The following is a 20,382-nucleotide window of genomic DNA, read 5'->3' on the forward strand; positions in this document are numbered from 1 at the left end:
AATGGCTGTTTTCCCGAAAGGTTTCTTATGGGGCGGTGCGATTGCCGCCAACCAGGCCGAAGGCGCATGGAACGAGGATGGCAAAGGGCCATCGATTGCCGACGTGGTGCGCGGCGGTATCGCTTCCGGCAAACATGATGCGGTGATTGACCCGAATCTCTATTACGCCAGCCACGAAGCGATTGATTTCTACCATCGCTACAAAGAAGACATCGCGCTGTTCGCAGAGATGGGGTTCAAATGCTTTCGTACCTCGATTGCCTGGTCGCGCATTTTTCCGCGCGGTGATGAAACCACGCCCAACGAAGCCGGGCTGGCTTTTTATGACGCTCTGTTTGATGAGTTGCTGAAGTATGGCATCGAGCCGGTTATTACGCTTTCCCACTACGAAACGCCACTGGCGCTGTATCAGGAGTACGGCGGCTGGAAGAACCGTCAGTTGATTGATTTCTTTGCCCGCTACTGCGAAACGGTCTTCCGCCGCTATAAAGGCAAGGTCAAATACTGGATGACCTTCAATGAGCTGAACAACATGAACCGCATGCCCTTCGCCACCGGCGCGGTAGATGCTGACGCCAGCGCACAAACTATCTGGCAGGCTAACCATCACCAGTTTGTCGCCAATGCGCTGGCGAACAAGCTGTGTCATGAGATTATCCCGGGGGCGAAAATTGGCTGCATGTTGTCATTGAGCACTGTCTACCCGGCCACCTGTAACCCGGAAGACATCTTCTCCACGATGCAGTTGCGCCGTCGTTCACTGTTTTTCTCTGATGTGATGATGTTCGGTCAATACCCGGCTTTTGCCCCGCGACTGTTCCGCGAACTGGGGGTAGCGCTGGAGATTGCCGAGGGGGATCGGCAACTGTTGGCGGATTACCCTTCCGATTACCTTGGCTTTAGTTACTACCGCAGCGTACTGCATCAGACTGGCGGGCAGTTCCGCATTGATACCGGCGGAACGGCCGGGCTGGATAATCCCTGGCTGGAAAAAACAGAATGGGGCTGGCCTATCGATCCGCAGGGCTTCCGTATTGTTTGTAACGAACTGGCGGATCGCTACCGTAAGCCACTGTTTATTGTGGAGAACGGCTACGGCGGCGTCGATGAACCCGATGCTGACGGGCAAATTAACGATCTGGCGCGTATTGATTATGGCCGCCGCCATATTCAGGCGATGGCGGAAGCCATTGAAGATGGCTGCGATATCATGGGCTATACGTGGTGGGGGCCCATCGACATTGTGAGCGCCGGTACCGGTGAAATGAAAAAACGTTACGGCTTTATCTATGTGGATAAAGACAACGACGGCAATGGCACCCTGAAGCGCAGTAAGAAGAAGAGTTTTGAATGGTATCAACAGGTTATCGCCAGTAACGGAGGGATTCTGTAGAGGACGAAAACGAATTTGCAAGCCCGATAAGACAAAGACGCCACCCGGCAAATGAATGCCGGATGGCGTTTATCTGATCGGCAGAATCAGACGATTACTGCGCGGCAGACGGTTTGCGCGGACGACGACGGGATGCATTACCTGCTGGTTTAGCGGCTCCGCCGTCAAGGCGACGTCCACCTGCTGGCTTGGTCGCACCACCATCAGGACGACGTCCACCTGCCCCACCTTCGCTACGGCGCCCACCTTCCGGCTTAGCGGCCCCGCCTTCACTACGGCGCGGTGTGCGCGGTTTTTGCGCTTCGCCATCGGTGCGACGCGGTGCTGACTGACCACGACCGCCCTGCCCGCGACCACCACCCTGACGACCACCGCCCTGGCCGCGACCATTTTGAATGGGTTCGGCTTTGATTGACGGATCCGGATCGTAGCCCGCTAATGCAATGCGTGGGATCTCTTTCTTCAGCAGACGCTCAATATCGCGCAGCAGTTTATGCTCATCAACGCACACCAGCGACAACGCTTCACCGGTTGCAGCCGCACGGCCGGTACGGCCAATACGGTGCACGTAATCTTCCGGCACGTTGGGCAGCTCATAGTTCACCACGTGCGGCAGCTCTTCAATATCCAGACCACGGGCGGCAATATCGGTCGCCACCAGCACGCGAATATCGCCGGATTTGAAATCCGCCAGCGCACGGGTACGCGCGCCCTGACTTTTATTGCCATGGATAGCGGCGCTGGTAATGCCGTCTTTGTTCAGTTGTTCAGCCAGATGGTTGGCGCCATGCTTGGTGCGGGTGAAGACCAACACCTGCTGCCAGTTACCCTCGCCGATCATCTGTGACAGCAGTTCACGCTTGCGTTTTTTATCAACGAAATGAACATGCTGCGTCACCTGTTCAGACGCGGTGTTGCGGCGCGCCACTTCAATTTCGAGCGGGTTGCGCAGCAGTTTTTCCGCCAACTGTTTAATCTCATCCGAGAAGGTCGCGGAAAAGAGCAGATTCTGGCGTTTAGCCGGCAGCTTCGCCAGTACGCGGCGAATATCGTGGATAAAGCCCATATCCAGCATGCGATCGGCTTCGTCCAGCACCAGAATTTCCACACTATCGAGTTTCAGTGCATTCTGGTGTTCCAGATCCAACAGACGCCCGGGTGTCGCTACCAGCACATCTACGCCGCCGCGCAACTTCATCATCTGCGGGTTAATGCTGACCCCGCCAAACACCACCATAGAGCGGATATTCAGGTATTTGCTGTACTCACGAACGTTTTCACCCACCTGTGCCGCCAGTTCACGGGTCGGCGTCAGGATCAGCGCACGCACCGGACGACGGCCTTTCGCGTGCGGCTCGCTCTGGATCAAACGCTGCAACAACGGCAGGGTAAAACCGGCGGTTTTACCGGTACCCGTCTGGGCACTGGCCATCAGGTCGCGGCCTTGCAACACAGCCGGGATCGCCTGCTGCTGAATAGGGGTTGGCTGAAGGTAACCCTGCTCTGCGACCGCGCGCAGAATATCCGGATTCAGGCCAAGGGCATCAAATGACATAACAACTCCGCACCGCCCCGACCTGTCACAGGTGTAGTTTTCGAGGAGATAATAATTTGATTGATGACAAAAACCACAATGCCATGAAGGGGCGGAGTGTATCAGCTTTTGTGATCGCACGCATAAAATATCCCACAAAGAAAGCGCAGCGGGAGATTCGTTCAGCCCAGGCTGGACAAGCACAAAAACTCCCCCTAAAGTTAATCAATCGATTGATTAATTATTATTGCGCCCATGAATACGACACCGACAACCAGCAAAGGTGAACAAGCCAAAAGCCAGCTTATTGCCGCCGCACTCGCGCAATTTGGTGAATACGGCTTACACGCCACCACCCGGGATATCGCCGCGCAGGCAGGGCAAAATATTGCCGCCATTACCTACTACTTTGGTTCCAAAGACGATCTCTACCTCGCCTGCGCACAGTGGATAGCCGACTTTATTCATGAAAACTTCCGCCCTCACGCACAGGCGGCGGAAGCGTTGTTCGCCCATCCCGTTCCGGATAAAGAGGCCATACGCGAACTGATCCACCGGGCATGTAAAAGTATGATCACCCTGCTGACGCATGACGAAACGCTCAACCTGAGTAAATTTATCTCCCGTGAGCAGCTCTCTCCCACCCGCGCCTATCAACTGGTGCATGACCAGGTAATTGCACCGTTACACAGCCACCTGACCCGCCTGCTTGCGGCTTATACCGGCCTCGACGCAGGCGATACGCAAACCATTATTCATACCCACGCGCTACTGGGGGAAATTCTCGCGTTTCGTCTCGGGCGGGAAACCTTTTTGTTGCGCGCCGGATGGACACAATTCGATGCCGAGAAATCGTCGCTGATTTTTCAGGTCATCACCTGCCATATCGATTTGATTTTGCAAGGATTAACGCACAGGAGTCCCGAGTAATGAAAAAGCCCGTCGTGGTGATAGTAGTTGCGATTATAGTGCTTGCCGTGCTGGGCGGCGGCTGGATGTGGTATCAAAGCAAACAGGAAAACAGCCTGACGCTGTATGGCAATGTTGATATCCGCACGGTCAATCTGAGCTTTCGCGTGGGCGGTCGACTGGCCTCGCTGGCGGTGGATGAAGGGGACACCATTAAACGCGGCCAGTTGCTGGGTGAACTAGACAAAGCGCCGTATGAAAATGCCCTCTTGCAAGCGCAGGCCAATGTCTCCACCGCGCAGGCGAAATACTCGCTGGCGACGGCGGGCTACCGCGATGAAGAGATAGCCCAGGCTGTTGCCGCCGTGAATCAGGCACGTGCAGCGTATGATTACGCGCAGAACTACTACCAGCGCCAGTTGGGGTTGATAAAAAGTCATGCGATTCCGGCCAATGACCTGGAAAATGCACGATCCTCACGGGATCAGGCACAGGCCACGCTGAAATCCGCGCAGGATAAACTGAGCCAGTATCGCGCCGGGAACCGCCCGCAAGAAATTGCTCAGGCCAAAGCCGGCCTCGAACAGGCAGAAGCCGCACTGGCGCAGGCACAACTGGATTTGCAGGACACCGCGCTTATCGCCCCGGCGAACGGCACGCTGCTGACCCGCGCGGTGGAACCCGGCAGTATGCTCAGCGCGGGCGGAACAGTGCTGACGCTCTCCTTAACCCGCCCGGTATGGATACGCGCCTATGTGGATGAGCGTAATTTGCAACAAGCGCAGCCCGGTCAGGAGGTGACGCTGTACACTGACGGTCGCCCAAACAAGCCCTATCACGGCAAAATCGGGTTTGTCTCCCCGACCGCCGAATTTACGCCCAAAACCGTTGAAACCCCGGATTTACGTACCGACCTGGTCTATCGCCTGCGCATTATCGTCACCGATGCCGACGACACACTGCGCCAGGGCATGCCAGTCACTATCCATTTTAACGAGGCGCGTCATGAGTGAGGCGACCATCCATCTGCACGGGCTGGTAAAACGCTTTCCCGGCATGGATAAACCCGCCGTGGCGCAACTCAACTGCACCATTAACGCCGGTTACGTCACCGGGCTGGTCGGGCCGGATGGTGCCGGGAAAACCACGCTGATGCGCATGCTTGCAGGCTTAATGAAAGCGGATGAAGGCAACGCGCAGGTGATGGGACTGGACCCGATACGCAACGACAGTGAACTGCACGCCATGCTGGGCTATATGCCGCAAAAATTTGGCCTGTATGAAGATTTGACGGTGATGGAGAACCTCAATCTGTACGCTGATTTGCGCAGCGTCACCGGCGAAAAACGGCAGCAGACATTTTCACGGTTGTTGGCATTTACCGCCCTCGCTCCGTTTACTGACAGGCTGGCCGGGAAGCTCTCCGGCGGTATGAAACAGAAGCTCGGGCTGGCCTGTACGCTGGTCGGTGAACCGAAAGTGCTGTTGCTGGATGAACCTGGCGTCGGCGTCGATCCGATCTCCCGTCGCGAATTGTGGCGAATGGTGCATGAACTGGCCGGTGATGGGATGTTGATTCTCTGGAGCACCTCCTATCTTGATGAGGCCGAACAGTGCCGCGAAGTGCTGCTGATGAACGAAGGGGAATTGCTCTACCAGGGCGAACCGAAAGCGTTGACGCAGACCATGGCCGGGCGCAGTTTTCTGGTTTCCAGCCCGCAGGAGAATAACCGCCGGTTGCTACGTCGGCTGCTGAAGCAGCCCCAGGTCAGCGATGGGATGATCCAGGGGCGCTCGGTGCGCATGATCCTGAAAAAACAGGCTCAGGCGCAGCAGATCCAGGCCGCTGAAAATATGCCCCCTTTAGACATCGCGCCGACCGCGCCGCGCTTTGAAGATGCGTTTATCGATCTGCTTGGCGGCGCGGGAACCGCAGAATCACCACTCGGATCAATTCTGCATACGGTAGAAGGTCATGCGCAGGAAACGGTGATCGAAGCCAAATCCCTGACCAAAAAATTTGGTGACTTTGCCGCCACCGACCATGTGAACTTTGCTGTAAAACGCGGGGAAATCTTTGGTCTGCTTGGCCCTAACGGTGCCGGAAAATCCACCACCTTTAAAATGATGTGCGGCCTGCTGGTGCCAACGGACGGCCAGGCGCTGGTATTGAATATGGATCTGAAAGTCAGCTCCGGTAAAGCACGCCAGCACCTGGGCTATATGGCGCAGAAATTCTCCCTCTACGGCAACCTGACGGTGGAACAAAATCTGCGCTTTTTCTCTGGCGTTTATGGCCTGCGCGGGCGGGCGCAGAATGAGAAGATCACCCGCATGAGCGAGGCATTTGGTTTAAAAAGCATTGCCGACCATGCCACAGATGAATTGCCGCTCGGTTTTAAACAGCGCCTGGCGCTGGCCTGCTCCTTAATGCATGAGCCGGATATTTTGTTTCTCGACGAACCGACATCCGGGGTCGACCCGCTGACGCGCCGTGAGTTCTGGCTGCATATCAACAGCATGGTGGAAAAAGGGGTGACGGTGATGGTCACCACCCACTTTATGGATGAGGCGGAATATTGCGATCGCATTGGGCTGGTGTATCGCGGAAAGCTGATCGCCAGCGGTACGCCGGACGCACTAAAGGCGCAAACGGCCGACGCCGACACGCCCGATCCCACCATGGAACAGGCGTTTATCACGCTGATCCATAACTGGGATAAGGAGCATCATAATGAGCCTTAACGCGTTATCCTGGCGGCGCGTACGCGCGCTGTGCGTGAAAGAGACACGACAAATTGTGCGCGATCCCAGCAGTTGGCTGATAGCGGTCGTGATCCCGTTGTTGTTGCTGTTTATTTTTGGCTACGGCATCAACCTGGACTCCAGCAAGCTGCGCGTCGGCGTGCTGCTGGAGCAGCACAGCGAAGAGGCGCTGGATTTCACCCATACGCTGACCGGCTCGCCGTTTATTGATGCCACCATCAGCGATAACCGCCAGCAACTGATCCAGATGATGCAGGCCGGGCGTATTCGCGGCCTGGTGGTGGTACCGGTCAATTTTGACGCACAGATGGCGCGCCCCGGCGATACCGCGCCGATTCAGGTGATCACCGACGGCAGCGAACCGAACACCGCTAACTTTGTGCAGGGTTATCTTCAGGGGATCTGGCAACTCTGGCAGCAGCAACGGGCGGACGATCGTGGCGAAACCTTCGACTCGTTGATCGACATTCAGACGCGCTACTGGTTTAACCCGGCAGCCATCAGCCAGCATTTTATTATCCCGGGGGCCGTCACCATTATCATGACGGTGATAGGCGCGATCCTGACATCGCTGGTGGTGGCGCGCGAATGGGAGCGTGGCACCATGGAGGCATTGCTGTCGACGGAAGTGACGCGGGCGGAACTGCTGCTGTGCAAACTGATCCCCTACTACTTTCTCGGCATGCTGGCGATGCTGCTGTGCATGCTGGTGTCGGTCTTTATTCTCGGCGTGCCTTATCGCGGTTCGTTAGTGGTGCTGTTTTTTATCACCAGCCTGTTTCTACTCAGTACGCTGGGGATGGGCCTGCTGATCTCGACCGTTACCCGTAATCAGTTTAACGCGGCGCAGGTGGCGCTGAATGCGGCATTTTTACCGTCGATTATGCTGTCCGGTTTTATTTTTCAGATCGACAGCATGCCGGCGGTGATCCGCGCGGTGACCTATATCATTCCGGCGCGCTATTTCGTCAGCACTCTGCAAAGTCTCTTTCTGGCGGGCAATATCCCGGTGGTGCTGATGGTGAATGTGCTGTTTTTGGTGGCCTCGGCAACGATGTTTATCGGCCTGACATGGCTGAAAACGAAACGCAGACTGGATTAAGGAAAAGCCATGTTTCACCGTTTATTGACGCTAATCCGCAAAGAGTTGCAGTCGCTGCTGCGCGAACCGCAAACCCGCGCCATTCTGGTGCTGCCGGTGCTGTTGCAGGTGCTGCTGTTCCCCTTCGCGGCCACGCTGGAAGTGACGAATGCCACCATCGCTATCTACAACGAAGACAACGGCAAACATGCGGTGGAGTTAACCCAGCGTTTTGCCCGTGCTAAAGCGTTTACCCATGTTCTGCTGCTGAAAAACCCGCAAGCGATCCGTCCGACGCTTGATACGCAACAAGCACTGTTGTTGGTGCGCTTCCCGGCGGATTTCTCGCGCAACCTGGATAGCGGCGTCACCGCGCCAATGCAGTTAATCCTCGACGGACGTAACTCCAACAGTGCGCAAATTGCGGCCAATTATCTGCAGCAAATCGTCAAAGATTACCAGCAAGAGCTGATACGCGGGCAGAAAAAGCCCAACAACAGTGAACTGGTGATACGCAACTGGTATAACCCGAACCTCGACTATAAATGGTTTGTGGTGCCGTCGCTGATTGCCATGATCACCACCATCGGCGTAATGATTGTGACATCGCTGTCGGTGGCGCGCGAACGTGAGCAGGGCACACTGGATCAACTGCTGGTTTCGCCGCTGGCCACCTGGCAAATCTTTGTCGGCAAAGCCGTACCGGCGCTGATTGTCGCCACCTTTCAGGCCAGCATCGTGCTCGGCGTCGGGATTCTGGCGTATCACATCCCCTTCGCCGGTTCACTGCTGTTGTTCTATTTCACGATGTTGATTTATGGCCTGTCGCTGGTGGGTTTCGGCCTGTTGATCTCGTCCCTCTGCGCCAACCAGCAGCAGGCGTTCATCGGTGTGTTTGTCTTTATGATGCCGGCGATCCTGCTCTCCGGTTATGTCTCGCCGGTCGAAAATATGCCTGTCTGGTTGCAGGATTTAACCTGGGTCAACCCCATCCGGCATTTTACCGACATTACCAAACAGATTTATTTGAAAGATGCCAGCTTCACGATTGTCTGGCAGAGCGTCTGGCCGCTGCTGGTGATTGCAGCGACCACGGGGTCAGTCGCGTATGCGCTGTTCAGACGGAAAATTATGTAACCCGGCGCGCATCAGCATTGGCGTTATTGCTCAGCGTTACCGATGTTCGCGGGGATTGGCTGCATTGCCGCTTTGAGGCAAACCGAACGATTTAGCGGGAAGTTTTCTCTCTTTCGTTAACAGCGAAACCACCGCCGGGCCGGCAAGGATAGCCATCCCGGCGAGAGCCAACAGAACGTTGTTTTGCAGTACGCGGGAAAGTAACCAGATGACAATCAGCGACGCGCCAAAATACCAGGTAGTCGTCAGCTCTTCCAGCACATCGCCAGCCTCACGCCAGCGTGCGTCGTGGTGGCGCTGTAAGAACAGCATCAGCAGCACGGTCACACCATACAGCACGCACAAGCCCAGGCCAACGCGCACCAGCACGCCGCTCATCCAGCCCATCACCAGCACCGCCACAATCAGCATGTGCAACATAATCTGCCAGCAACTCAGACCTGTCGCGACGCGAACGCGTTGTTGCCACTTCATGGCCACTCTCCTGAAGGATTTTTATCTGTTAGAAGAGTACTCGCATTTACGGAAAATTCCGTAACCCCGCCTTTTTTTGTGACAGGGACTACAATTTATTTCATTGAGGAGAGTGACGCTGGCAGGAGAGTTATGACCCAACAAGCGCGACATTTTTCATTGAAAGTGCTCACCATTAATACCCACAAAGGCTTTACCGCGTTTAACCGGCGCTTTATTTTGCCTGAGCTTCGCGATGCCGTGCGCACGGTCAGCGCCGATATTGTCTGCCTGCAAGAAGTGATGGGCGCGCACGAAGTGCACCCGTTGCATGTGGAGAACTGGCCGGATACGACCCATTACGAATTTCTCGCCGATACCATGTGGAGCGATTACGCTTACGGTCGCAATGCCGTCTATCCGGAAGGGCATCATGGTAACGCCGTGCTGTCGCGCTTTCCGATTGAGCATTATGAAAATCGTGATGTCTCCATCGACGGCAGCGAAAAACGCGGCATGCTCTACTGCCGTATCGTGCCGCCGGATTTCGGGCAGCCGGTGCACGTCATGTGTGTGCATCTGGGTCTGCGGGAAGCGCACCGCCAGTCGCAACTCACCATGCTGGCGGAATGGGTCAATGCCTTGCCGGAAAATGAGCCGGTCGTGGTAGCAGGTGACTTTAATGACTGGCGGCTTCGCGCCAACCATCCGCTGAAAATCCAGGCCGGGCTGGAAGAGATCTTCACCCGCGCCCATGGTCGCCCGGCGCGCACATTTCCGGTGCGCTTCCCGATGCTGCGCCTCGACAGAATCTATGTCAAAAACGCCAATGCCAGCGCACCGACGGCACTGCCGCTGCGCAACTGGCGGCATCTCTCCGATCATGCTCCTCTCAGCGCGGAGATCCATTTATGAAATGCAGCTGGCAGGAAGGAAACCGCATCCAGTTACTGGAGAATGGAGACAACTACTATCCGGCGCTGTTTGAGGCTATCGCACAGGCGCAGCAAAGGGTGATCCTCGAAACCTTTATCTGGTTTGAAGATGACGTTGGCCGGGCGTTGCAGCAGGCTTTGCTCCGCGCAGCGCGGCGCGGCATCAGCATTGAAGTGTTGCTGGATGGATATGGGTCGCCGGACTTAAGCGAACAGTTTGTCGGCGAGCTAACCTCCGCCGGAGTGGTTTTCCGCTACTACGATCCGCGCCCGCGACTATTGGGGATGCGCACAAACCTGTTTCGCCGCATGCACCGCAAAATTGTGGTAATCGATAACACGGTGGCGTTTGTTGGCGGCATTAACTATTCCGCCGAACATGTGACCAGTTATGGCCCGGAAGCGAAGCAGGATTACGCCGTACGTGTTGAAGGCCCGGTAGTGGAAGACATTTTACAGTTTGAGCTGGAAAACCTACCGGAAAACGCACCGGCAAGACGCTGGTGGCGGCGCCGTCGTCACCGCCCGGAAGAGAACCGCAAACCGGGGGAAGCGCAGGCGCTGTTTGTCTGGCGTGATAACGACGAGCACCGCGATGATATCGAACGCCACTACCTGAAAATGCTGGCCAATGCCCGGCGGGAGGTGGTGATCGCCAATGCCTACTTCTTTCCCGGTTATCGCTTGCTGCATGCCATGCGTAATGCCGCGCGGCGCGGTGTCTCGGTGAAGTTGATTGTTCAGGGCGAACCGGATATGCCGATCGTCAAGGTCGGCGCCGAACTGCTTTACAACTACCTGCTAAAAGGGGGCGTACAGGTCTATGAATACCGCCGTCGCCCGCTGCATGGCAAAGTCGCGCTAATGGACGATCACTGGGCCACAGTCGGCTCAAGCAATCTTGATCCGTTGAGTCTGTCACTGAACCTGGAGGCCAATCTGATCATTCACGATCGTGAATTTAACCAGACGTTGCGGGAGAATCTTCATACCATTATTGCCCAGGACTGCCTGCGGGTGGATGAGTCGATGGCGCCCAAACGCACCTGGTGGAATCTGGCCAAAAGTGTGGTGGTATTCCACTTTTTGCGCCACTTTCCGGCGATGGTCGGCTGGCTCCCCGCGCACACACCGAAACTGGCGCAGGTAGCGGCTCCGGTGCAACCTGAAATGGAGACCCAGGATCGGATCGAGAACTCAGAGGTGAAGCCCTGATGTCGAAATCTCATCCGCGCTGGCGGCTGGCGAAAAAAATCCTCACCGGCGTGTTCTTTATCGCCGTTGCCGTGTTGCTGGTGCTGTATGCCCGGAAAGTGAACTGGGATGATGTCTGGACGGTGATCCGTGATTACAACCGCACGGCGTTACTCAGTGCCATCGCGCTGGTGATTATCAGCTACCTGATCTACGGCTGTTATGATCTGATGGGACGCGCCTGGTGCGGGCACAAACTGGCCAAACGCCAGGTCATGCTGGTGTCGTTTATCTGTTATGCCTTCAATCTGACGCTCAGTACCTGGGTGGGCGGTATCGGCATGCGTTACCGGCTCTACTCCCGGCTTGGGCTGCCAGGCAGCACCATCACACGTATCTTCTCCTTAAGCATTACCACCAACTGGCTGGGTTACATTCTGCTCGGTGGGCTGATTTTTACCTTTGGCATAGTGCAGATCCCGGCGCACTGGTATATCGATGAGCGTACGCTGCGCATTATTGGCATCGTGTTGTTACTGGTGATTGCGTTCTATGTGTGGAGTTGCGCTTTTGCCAAACGCCGACACATGACGGTCAAAGGGCACAAACTGGTACTGCCATCGTGGCGGTTTGCCGTCTTGCAGATGGTGATTTCCAGCGCCAACTGGATGGCGATGGGCGCTATCATCTGGTTGCTGATGGGCATGCAGGCAGATTTCTTCTTTGTGCTCGGCGTGTTGCTGGTGAGCAGTATCGCCGGGGTAATTGTGCATATTCCGGCGGGTATTGGCGTGCTGGAGGCCGTTTTTATTGCGCTTCTGGCGGGTGAACATGTCTCTCAGGGGACCATTATTGCCGCCCTGCTTGCGTATCGCGTGCTTTACTACTTTCTGCCGCTGTTGCTGGCGCTGATGTGCTATTTGCTGCTGGAGAGCCGGGCAAAAGCGCTGCGCAAGAAAAATGAGCAAACCCTGGCGAAACCGTAGCGAATCAGCGGGAAGACCCACCGCTACCGGGAGACAGAGCCGTGAGGATCTCCGCCAATAGCCTGAGGATCTCAAACAGCGCCACACTCATTCCCAGGTACACCGCCAGCGCGCCACGAATAGCGCAGCATTGTACGGTGGTAAAATTGCGGTGATACAGCTCACGGGCAGACGCGTTGATACGCGGTGTTTGATACGCTGTCGTCAGGCTGAACAGCAGCACCAGCGATAGGCTACCGATCCACAACCAGACACTGCTGTGCAGCAGAGTGTTGACCAGCGCGGAAAGGGCAAGCCCGATCAGGACCATCACAAAATAGAAGCCACCGCCACGAAGCGTTGTCCCTGTGAAACGGGTCAGCGCCGCGCTGGTGAGGAACATCCCGCCAACCACGGCAAACGCCAGCGCCAGAGAGGCCAACGTGAAGACGCTGGCAAACAGCAAGCCAGTAAGCATACTCATCACGCACAAACAGCAGAACGCCAGTCGGGTACCGAAACGCGTGAAAAACAGATTAAGGATGAGACCGCACGCAAACCACAGGATCGTCAGTACAGCAATCAGCCAGCCATGTTCGGAGAATGCGCGAACCGGCATCACGTCCAACACCCACCAGGCAGCGCCAAGACTCAATACCATTCCCGCCGCCAGCCACAGACACACGCACGTTATCAGCTCTGTCGGGGCGATCTGCGGCGGCTGTATCCAGCCAAAGGGTTTCATCATTATCCTCCTTGATCCCCTGCTACCTGGCAGGTAAAGAAATCCCGGCCGGAGCCGGGATTTGACTATCTGGTGGCGCTTCGCCTGTCCGGCTTTCGACAAAAGCCTTAGCGACGGTTGCCGAAAATACGCAACAGCATCAGGAACAGGTTGATAAAGTCGAGATACAGCGTCAATGCGCCGAGAATGGCGGTTTTACGCAGTTGTGAAGCATCGCTGAGGTCGATTTGCTGACCGATGTTTTTCAGCTTTTGCGTATCATAGGCTGTCAGGCCAACAAAGATCACCACGCCGATGTAGGTCACCGCCCACATCAGGGCTTCGCTCTTCAGCCAGAAGTTGACGAGTGAGGCGAGAACAATACCAATCAGGCCCATAAACAGCATATTGCCAAAGCCGCTTAAGTCACGTTTGGTGGTGTAGCCATACAGGCTCATGGCACCAAACATCCCGGCGGTCACCACAAAGGTCGCGGCGATGGACTCCGCGGTGTAGATATAGAGAATGCTGGACAGTGTCAGGCCGGTTAACGCCGAATAGAGCATAAACAGCGAGGTTGCCACCCCGGCACTCAGCTTATGAATAAGCCCGGAGAGGACAAATACCAACGCCAGTTGCGCGATGATCAGGCCAAAAAAGGTAATCTGGCTGGAGAACACCAGCGCCATGACAGCATCGTTACCGGCAGCATACCAGGCAACGAACGCGGTCAGTAACAGACCGCAGGTCATCCAGCCGTACACCTGCGCCATATAGGTTTGCAACCCGCTGCGGGTTTGCTGGACGATAGAGTCAGAACGAGGATAACGGTCCATAGTCACTCCTGAATAATGGGCTAACGCTTAATAAGATTAACACATCCCGGTTCAATGCATTACCAACGCTTTGCCGCCTGCTTGTCGCTGTCGCGTGCTTCAACCCAGCGCTCGCCCTCCGGGGTGGCTTCGCGCTTCCAGAAAGGTGCGCGGGTTTTCAGGTAGTCCATAATAAACTGCCCGGCATCAAACGCGCTGCTGCGATGGGCACTGGCGACGCCGACAAAAACAATTTCATCGCCCGGCCATAGCTCGCCAATGCGGTGGTAGACCGTTACCCGGCCCAGCGGCCAACGGGCGCGCGCTTCACTGACAATTTCCGCCAGGGAACGTTCGGTCATCCCAGGATAGTGTTCCAGCGTCAACGCACTAACGCTGTCGCCGAGATTGTGGTTACGCACTTTGCCGGTAAAGGTGACCACCGCACCGTCCTCATCACGGGACGCCAGCCAGTTATACTCATCGCCGACATGGAAAGCGGCATGATCGACGCAAATTCGTGTTTCACTCATTTTAGCCTCCGGTCACCGGTGGGAAAAATGCCACTTCATCGCCGCTGCTCAGTGGGTGATCAAAACTGACCAGCGTCTGGTTGACCGCTGCCAGTAATTTGCCCTCTTCCAGCGCCAGCGCCCAGCGTTCACCTTGCGCCGCCAGATGCTGACGCAGTGCCTCGACGGTGGGAAAGACGGTATCAGACGCCATGCTGTCACAGCCCACCAGTTCGCGTACCTGCGCGAAAAAAAGGATCTTAATCATCGCTCTCCACCCTGAAATCCCCTGACTTGCCGCCGCTTTTCGCCAGCAGACGCACAGGGCCAATCACCATATCTTTCTGCACGGCTTTGCACATGTCGTAAATGGTCAGCGCCGCAACGGAGGCGGCGGTAAGCGCTTCCATTTCCACGCCGGTTTTCCCGGTCAGGCGGCACAGTGCTTCAATGCGTACACGGTTGTGTTCCGGCTGCGCCTGCAACTGCACTTCCACTTTGCTCAGCAGCAACGGGTGGCACAGCGGGATCAACTCCCAGGTGCGTTTCGCCGCCTGGATCCCCGCAATGCGCGCGGTCGCGAACACATCGCCTTTGTGATGGCTACCGTCGATAATCATGGCCAGTGTTTGCGGCAACATGGTGACAAATGCTTCAGCGCGGGCTTCGCGTACGGTTTCCGCTTTCGCGGAGACATCGACCATATGCGCTTCGCCATCGGCATTAATATGGGTCAGTTGTGACATAACTTATTTCTTAATATGGGGATGGAAATTACAAGGACGTGTACGCGCATCCAACTGCGGCGCAATGATGTTTTCCCATGCGGTACGACAGGCTTTGGTCGACCCGGGCATGGCAAAAATAAGCGTCTTATTGGCAATGCCCGCCACCGCACGGGACTGCAGTGTTGCAGTGCCAATCTCCTCAAAGGAGAGCATACGGAAGACTTCGCCGAACCCCTGGATTTCACGGTCAAACAGCGGCAGCAACGCTTCCGGTGCCTGATCGCCGTCGGTGAAGCCCGTACCGCCAGTGATCAATACCACCTGCACGTCGTCGCGCGCGATCCACGCGGAAACCTGTGCGCGAATGGCATAACGGTTCTCTTTGACTATCGCCTTATCCACTATTTGGTGACCAGCTTCGTGCGCGGCGTCGCGCAGCCAGTGGCCGGAGGTATCATCCTCTTCGCCGCGACGGTCAGAAACCGTCAGAATAGCCAATTTCACTGGAATAAACTCAGCGCTGACCTGACTCATCTCATTCTCCTTGCGGCGATTACCCGCCAATGTATGAAAGGTTTTGCGTAATGCCTGTATTGCCCTGGTGCAGGAAGTGCGTCTGCTTTTTGTGCGTCAGTGCGGAGGCAATACGCTGTTCCAGCATTGCTTGCTGGGCATCGTCTTGTAACAGGTCGCGTAAATTCACGCCGCCATCGCCAAACAGGCATAAGTGCAGCTTGCCGGTAGACGACACACGCAGGCGATTGCAACTGGCGCAGAAGTCTTTTTCATAAGGCATGATAAGGCCGATTTCACCGGCGTAATCCGGGTGGCAAAACACCTGCGCCGGGCCGTCGCTACGCTGGCGCAATTGATGGATCCAACCGCGTTGCAGCAGTTGATCGCGCAGCACCATGCCAGAGATATGGTGGTTGCGAAACAGTTCGCTGCCCTCTCCGGTCTCCATCAGTTCAATAAAGCGTAGCTGGACAGGACGCGATTTGATCCACGCCAGAAAGGTGTCGAGTTGGTGATGGTTAACGTCGCGCATCAGTACCGTGTTGACTTTGACTTTGGCAAAGCCTGCGGCGAAGGCGGCGTCGATACCGGCCATCACCTGCTGAAACTTATCCTGACCGGTAATGGCATGAAACTGGCGGGCATCGAGACTGTCGAGGCTGACGTTAATGGCAGTGAGCCCGGCATCGCGCCACAGAGCGACATCACGGGCAAGCCGGTAACCGTTGGTGGTGACGGCAATCTGGCGGATAGCGCTGTTTTCACGCACCGCGGCGATAATATCGGGGAAATCGCGTCGCAGCGACGGCTCTCCGCCAGTCAGGCGCACCTTTTCCGTGCCCATGGCGCTGAAGGCGCGTGTGACCCGACGAATCTCATCAACGCCGAGAAAGCCGTTGTTGTTGATGCCGCCCGGCTTGTAACCGTCCGGCAGACAGTAGGTGCAACGAAAATTGCACACATCAGTGATCGACAAACGCAAGTAATAGAACTTACGCGCGAACGCATCGGTAAGTTGTGAAGTCATTTACACCTTTCCAAGTACGGGAGATGCAGTCATTTCTTCCTGCACCCTGGCGACGTGAACCGTTGCGGGCTCCGTCACGGCCAGTGCCCCGTATCTTTCGACTTAGGCGCAAAGGCTTGAGTGTATATTTTGTTAGTCACGCTAACATTGCTTATGGCGATAGTAGCGCGATAGTCACGCTTTCGCTATCACGATAATCGCTATATAAAGCCATATATAGCGACATGATCGTGCATTTCCAATACAGAGTACGTGAAAATCGCGTTTTTGCCTTGATATGTGTCATTTTCCACTCTGCGCGGCATCGTCTTTTGGTGGTATTTGCGCTAACGTATCGGGATAATTCTTCATAAGGAATCACTATGCGTAATCGCACACTTGCAGACCTGGATCGTGTTGTCGCGCTGGGCGGCGGGCATGGTCTCGGGCGTGTGATGTCTTCGCTCTCTTCGCTGGGCTCGCGCCTTACCGGTATTGTCACCACCACGGATAACGGCGGATCAACCGGGCGTATTCGACGCTCTGAAGGCGGGATCGCTTGGGGTGATATGCGCAACTGTCTGAACCAGTTAATCACCGAACCGAGCGTGGCGTCGGCCATGTTTGAGTATCGTTTTAGCGGTAATGGTGAACTTTCCGGGCATAACCTCGGAAATTTGATGTTAAAGGCGCTGGACCACCTGAGCGTGCGGCCTCTGGAAGCCATCAATTTAATTCGCAATTTATTAAAGGTGGACGCGTTTTTAATTCCGATGTCGGAACAGCCTGTCGATTTAATGGCTACCGACAGCGAAGGACATCATGTTTATGGCGAAGTGAATATCGATCAATTGCACGCGCCAATTCAGGAATTAATGCTGTTTCCAAACGTGCATGCCACTCGCGAAGCGGTGCAGGCCATTGCCGAAGCGGATTTAATTTTAATCGGCCCAGGCAGTTTTTATACCAGTTTGCTGCCGTTGCTACTGCTGGAGGATTTGTCGCAAGCATTGCGCCGCACGCCAGCGCCAGTGGTCTATATTGCGAACCTGGGTAAAGAGTTAAGCCCGGCGGCTGCCAGCCTGAAATTGAGCGATAAACTGGCCATTATGGAGCAGTATGTCGGCAGAAAAATTATTGATGCCGCTATTGTTGGGCCGAAAGTGGATGTCAGCAACGTCAGCGATCGCCTGATCATTCAGGACATACTGGAAGCCAGCGATATTCCCTATCGCCACGATCGTCATCTACTGCGCGCCGCGCTGGAAAAAGCGGTGCAGCAACTCGGCTAACCCCCTGGCAGGTTAATTTTGCGACCTGCCGATACCTTTCTTAATTTCTTAAGGTTGTCTTAAAAAAAAACGGTCATCCTTGTGTCACATTCTTTGCAGGATCCAGGTAAGCTATGTTTCACTTTCGTCGGCCGACCTTAAGCCGCCTCACGTTTATTATCCTCTTTGCGCTCTATATCGCACTGGCCCTGAATGTCGTTTTTTATCATCAGGTTTTCACCCTGCTACCGGTTAACTCATTACGTAACTGGCTGGTGTTTCTTTCCATGCCATTGGTGGCGTTCAGCGTGATTAATATTGTGCTGTCACTGGCGTCATTTGTCTTCCTCGATCGCCTGATCATTACCCTGTTTGTATTGGTCAGCGCTGCCGCGCAATATTTTATTTCGACATTCGGCATCATTATTGACCGCTCGATGATCACCAATATTCTCGACACCACACCAGCGGAAAGTTTCGCGCTGCTGTCGACAAAAATGGTGCTGACGTTGTTATCAACCGCCGTACTGGCGATTATCATTGCCTGGTGGATAAAAATTAAGCCCGCACGTTCCGCCCTGCGCAGTATCACATTGCGCATTATCAGCGTGGTCATTTCTGCGTTGATCATCGTGCTGGTGGCGTTGCTGTTTTATAAAGATTACGCCTCGCTGTTTCGTAATAATAAAGAGCTGGTGAAATCACTGAGTCCGTCAAATTCCATTGCTGCATCCCTGTCATGGTATTCCCATAACCAAACCGCCAATTTACCGCTGGTGAAAATAGGCGAAGATGCACGTCAGCGTCCGGAAATGCAAAACGGCCCGCGGAAAAACCTCACTATTCTGGTGCTGGGGGAAACCTCCCGTGCGGCGAACTTCTCTCTGGGCGGTTACGAGCGAGAAACTAACCCGCTGTTAAAAGAGGACAATGTCGCCTATTTCCCGAATACCGCCTCGTGCGGAACAGCGACGGCAATTTCCGTACCTTGCATGTTTTCCGGTATGGGGCGCGCCCATTACGACGACCAGCTTGCCGCGCATCAGGAAGGGTTGCTGGATATTATTCAGCGCGCCGGGATTAAGGTGCTGTGGAATGAAAACGACGGTGGTTGCAAAGGCGCATGTACGCGGGTGCCGACCCAGGATATGACACAATTAAACCTGTCAGACCTTTGCATTGAAGGGGAGTGCCAGGATGAGATCTTATTCCGCGGTCTTGCAGACTATATTGATGCCTTGCAGGGCGACGGGATAATCGTATTGCACACCATTGGTAGCCATGGGCCGACCTATTACAACCGCTACCCGAAGCAGTTCCGTAAATTTACGCCGACCTGCGACACCAATGAAATTCAGACCTGCTCACAGCAGCAACTGGTCAATACTTACGATAATACTATTCTGTACGTCGACTATATTGTTGATAAAGCGATTAAATTGCTGCAATCAAAACAGGAAAAATTTACCACCAGCTTGGTATATCTCTCCGACCACGGGGAATCACTGGGTGAAAATGGCGTTTATTTGCATGGTTTGCCGTATTCCATTGCACCGGAAACACAAAAACATGTGCCGATGCTGATCTGGCTGTCTGATGACTATCAACAGCGTTACGGCATAAATAGTCAGTGTCTGCAAAAAAATGCACGGGAGCGGGAAGTCTCGCAAGATAATCTCTTCCCGACCCTGTTGGGTATACTGGGCGTCAGCACGAAGGAGTACCATGCCCAGGACGATCTGTTAACGTCATGCCGGGAGCAGGCTAAATGAAAATTCTGGTAATTGAAGACGATGCCCTGCTGTTGCAGGGGTTGATCCTGGCCATGCAGAGTGAAGGATACGCCTGCGATGGCGTCTCTACTGCGCATGAAGCCACGCTGTGTCTGGCTAACGGGCATTACAGTCTCATCGTGCTCGATTTAGGGCTACCGGATGAAGACGGTTTACATTTGCTCACCCGGCTGCGTCGGGAAAAGTTCACCCAGCCGGTACTGATCCTGACCGCACGCGATACGCTGGAGGATCGTGTTACCGGGCTGGATACCGGTGCGGACGATTATCTGGTCAAACCCTTCGCCCTTGATGAGCTGAATGCCCGCATCCGTGCGCTGCTGCGCCGTCGCCATAATGAGGGTGACAACGAAATCACGCACGGCAACCTGACGCTGAACGTCACCCGCCGCCAGGCATGGCGGGACGGCCAGTTGCTGGACTTAACACCGAAAGAGTACGCTCTGCTGTCGCGTCTGATGCTAAAAGCCGACAGCCCGGTGCACAGAGAAATCCTCTACAACGATATCTACAACTGGGATAACGAACCCTCGACCAATACGCTGGAAGTCCATATACATAACCTGCGGGATAAAATTGGGAAGTCCCGGATCCGCACCGTCAGAGGGTTTGGCTATATGCTGGTGCAGGCCGGGGACCGGGACTGAGTT

General features: G+C 55.1%; 22 protein-coding genes and 1 riboswitch. Of the genes, 13 read left to right on the forward strand and 9 right to left on the reverse strand.

Annotated elements, in window-relative coordinates; translation table 11 throughout:
* Position 1 precedes the first annotated feature (1 nt).
* The gene (locus tag O9K67_RS16845) at positions 2 to 1,393 is read left to right on the forward strand and encodes a glycoside hydrolase family 1 protein (RefSeq protein ID WP_061494551.1); all 1,392 of its coding nucleotides are present in this window, start codon (positions 2 to 4) and stop codon (positions 1,391 to 1,393) included.
* Between the two features lie 94 nt (positions 1,394 to 1,487).
* On the opposite strand, the gene rhlE is transcribed toward O9K67_RS16845, so the two are convergent.
* On the reverse strand, positions 1,488 to 2,948 hold the full coding sequence (gene rhlE, locus O9K67_RS16850) for an ATP-dependent RNA helicase RhlE (protein ID WP_061494550.1): 1,461 nt from the start codon (positions 2,946 to 2,948) through the stop codon (positions 1,488 to 1,490).
* Between the two features lie 56 nt (positions 2,949 to 3,004).
* Between rhlE and O9K67_RS16855 the strand changes: the two genes are divergently transcribed.
* The 6 genes from O9K67_RS16855 to O9K67_RS16880 are packed head-to-tail and all read left to right on the forward strand — an operon-like array spanning position 3,005 to position 8,820.
* Positions 3,005 to 3,214, forward strand: a complete 210-nt coding sequence (locus O9K67_RS16855) for a hypothetical protein (protein ID WP_139109649.1) — start codon at positions 3,005 to 3,007, stop codon at positions 3,212 to 3,214.
* Positions 3,183 to 3,857, forward strand: a complete 675-nt coding sequence (gene cecR / locus O9K67_RS16860; RefSeq protein ID WP_061494549.1) for a transcriptional regulator CecR — start codon at positions 3,183 to 3,185, stop codon at positions 3,855 to 3,857. Before O9K67_RS16855 ends, cecR begins: the two co-directional genes overlap by 32 nt.
* Entirely contained in the window at positions 3,857 to 4,849 is a 993-nt protein-coding gene (gene hlyD / locus O9K67_RS16865) for a secretion protein HlyD (RefSeq protein WP_061494548.1), read from the forward strand. The genes cecR and hlyD overlap by 1 nt, the downstream gene beginning before the upstream one ends.
* Positions 4,842 to 6,581 (forward strand): ATP-binding cassette domain-containing protein, encoded by a 1,740-nt coding sequence (locus O9K67_RS16870; RefSeq protein WP_061494547.1) that lies wholly within the window; start codon positions 4,842 to 4,844, stop codon positions 6,579 to 6,581. Before hlyD ends, O9K67_RS16870 begins: the two co-directional genes overlap by 8 nt.
* Entirely contained in the window at positions 6,571 to 7,704 is a 1,134-nt protein-coding gene (locus tag O9K67_RS16875) for an ABC transporter permease (protein ID WP_061494546.1), read from the forward strand. The genes O9K67_RS16870 and O9K67_RS16875 overlap by 11 nt, the downstream gene beginning before the upstream one ends.
* A gap of 9 nt (positions 7,705 to 7,713) precedes the next feature.
* Complete coding sequence (locus O9K67_RS16880) at positions 7,714 to 8,820, forward strand: ABC transporter permease (protein WP_061494545.1); 1,107 nt, start codon at positions 7,714 to 7,716, stop codon at positions 8,818 to 8,820.
* Between the two features lie 36 nt (positions 8,821 to 8,856).
* Here O9K67_RS16880 and O9K67_RS16885 read toward each other — a convergent pair whose 3' ends face one another.
* On the reverse strand, positions 8,857 to 9,294 hold the full coding sequence (locus O9K67_RS16885; protein WP_061494544.1) for a YbhQ family protein: 438 nt from the start codon (positions 9,292 to 9,294) through the stop codon (positions 8,857 to 8,859).
* 132 nt (positions 9,295 to 9,426) lie between these two features.
* On the opposite strand from O9K67_RS16885, the gene O9K67_RS16890 reads away from it, so the two are divergent.
* From O9K67_RS16890 to O9K67_RS16900, 3 genes are read left to right on the forward strand one after another with little or no spacing between them, the layout of a single operon-like run.
* Positions 9,427 to 10,188 (forward strand): endonuclease/exonuclease/phosphatase family protein, encoded by a 762-nt coding sequence (locus O9K67_RS16890; protein ID WP_061494543.1) that lies wholly within the window; start codon positions 9,427 to 9,429, stop codon positions 10,186 to 10,188.
* Positions 10,185 to 11,423: a cardiolipin synthase ClsB gene (clsB, locus tag O9K67_RS16895; protein WP_061494542.1), complete on the forward strand. Its 1,239-nt coding sequence runs from the start codon at positions 10,185 to 10,187 to the stop codon at positions 11,421 to 11,423. The genes O9K67_RS16890 and clsB overlap by 4 nt, the downstream gene beginning before the upstream one ends.
* Positions 11,423 to 12,388 carry a lysylphosphatidylglycerol synthase domain-containing protein gene (locus O9K67_RS16900; RefSeq protein WP_061494541.1) on the forward strand — a complete coding sequence of 322 codons (966 nt, stop codon included), beginning with the start codon at positions 11,423 to 11,425 and terminating at the stop codon, positions 12,386 to 12,388. The genes clsB and O9K67_RS16900 overlap by 1 nt, the downstream gene beginning before the upstream one ends.
* A gap of 4 nt (positions 12,389 to 12,392) precedes the next feature.
* On the opposite strand, the gene O9K67_RS16905 is transcribed toward O9K67_RS16900, so the two are convergent.
* The 7 genes from O9K67_RS16905 to moaA form a co-directional block, all read right to left on the reverse strand.
* Complete coding sequence (locus O9K67_RS16905; RefSeq protein WP_271044607.1) at positions 12,393 to 13,115, reverse strand: Bax inhibitor-1 family protein; 723 nt, start codon at positions 13,113 to 13,115, stop codon at positions 12,393 to 12,395.
* Between the two features lie 104 nt (positions 13,116 to 13,219).
* On the reverse strand, positions 13,220 to 13,927 hold the full coding sequence (locus tag O9K67_RS16910) for a Bax inhibitor-1/YccA family protein (protein ID WP_061494539.1): 708 nt from the start codon (positions 13,925 to 13,927) through the stop codon (positions 13,220 to 13,222).
* A gap of 59 nt (positions 13,928 to 13,986) precedes the next feature.
* Complete coding sequence (moaE, locus tag O9K67_RS16915; protein ID WP_061494538.1) at positions 13,987 to 14,439, reverse strand: molybdopterin synthase catalytic subunit MoaE; 453 nt, start codon at positions 14,437 to 14,439, stop codon at positions 13,987 to 13,989.
* Position 14,440: 1 nt separating this feature from the next.
* Positions 14,441 to 14,686: a molybdopterin synthase sulfur carrier subunit gene (gene moaD / locus O9K67_RS16920; RefSeq protein ID WP_061494537.1), complete on the reverse strand. Its 246-nt coding sequence runs from the start codon at positions 14,684 to 14,686 to the stop codon at positions 14,441 to 14,443.
* A complete protein-coding gene (moaC, locus tag O9K67_RS16925; protein ID WP_061494536.1) occupies positions 14,679 to 15,164 on the reverse strand; it encodes a cyclic pyranopterin monophosphate synthase MoaC in 486 nt (161 codons plus the stop codon). Before moaC ends, moaD begins: the two co-directional genes overlap by 8 nt.
* Positions 15,165 to 15,167: 3 nt before the next feature.
* Entirely contained in the window at positions 15,168 to 15,680 is a 513-nt protein-coding gene (gene moaB / locus O9K67_RS16930) for a molybdenum cofactor biosynthesis protein B (protein WP_061494535.1), read from the reverse strand.
* A 19-nt stretch (positions 15,681 to 15,699) separates the two neighbouring features.
* The gene (moaA, locus tag O9K67_RS16935; RefSeq protein ID WP_061494534.1) at positions 15,700 to 16,689 is read right to left on the reverse strand and encodes a GTP 3',8-cyclase MoaA; all 990 of its coding nucleotides are present in this window, start codon (positions 16,687 to 16,689) and stop codon (positions 15,700 to 15,702) included.
* Positions 16,677 to 16,824, reverse strand: a riboswitch (molybdenum cofactor riboswitch). It overlaps the preceding gene by 13 nt.
* A gap of 227 nt (positions 16,825 to 17,051) precedes the next feature.
* Here moaA and yvcK point away from each other — a divergent pair.
* The 3 genes from yvcK (at position 17,052) to pmrA (ending at position 20,379) form a co-directional block, all read left to right on the forward strand.
* Positions 17,052 to 17,960: a uridine diphosphate-N-acetylglucosamine-binding protein YvcK gene (yvcK, locus tag O9K67_RS16940; protein WP_061494533.1), complete on the forward strand. Its 909-nt coding sequence runs from the start codon at positions 17,052 to 17,054 to the stop codon at positions 17,958 to 17,960.
* Positions 17,961 to 18,073: 113 nt separating this feature from the next.
* Positions 18,074 to 19,711, forward strand: coding sequence for a phosphoethanolamine transferase EptA (gene eptA, locus O9K67_RS16945; RefSeq protein WP_061494532.1), 1,638 nt, complete (start codon positions 18,074 to 18,076; stop codon positions 19,709 to 19,711).
* Positions 19,708 to 20,379, forward strand: a complete 672-nt coding sequence (gene pmrA, locus O9K67_RS16950; RefSeq protein WP_061494531.1) for a two-component system response regulator PmrA — start codon at positions 19,708 to 19,710, stop codon at positions 20,377 to 20,379. The genes eptA and pmrA overlap by 4 nt, the downstream gene beginning before the upstream one ends.
* Positions 20,380 to 20,382: the final 3 nt, after the last annotated feature.

Origin of the sequence: Kosakonia oryzendophytica, assembly GCF_027886705.1 — a bacterium.
GTDB classification, from domain to species: domain Bacteria; phylum Pseudomonadota; class Gammaproteobacteria; order Enterobacterales; family Enterobacteriaceae; genus Kosakonia; species Kosakonia oryzendophytica.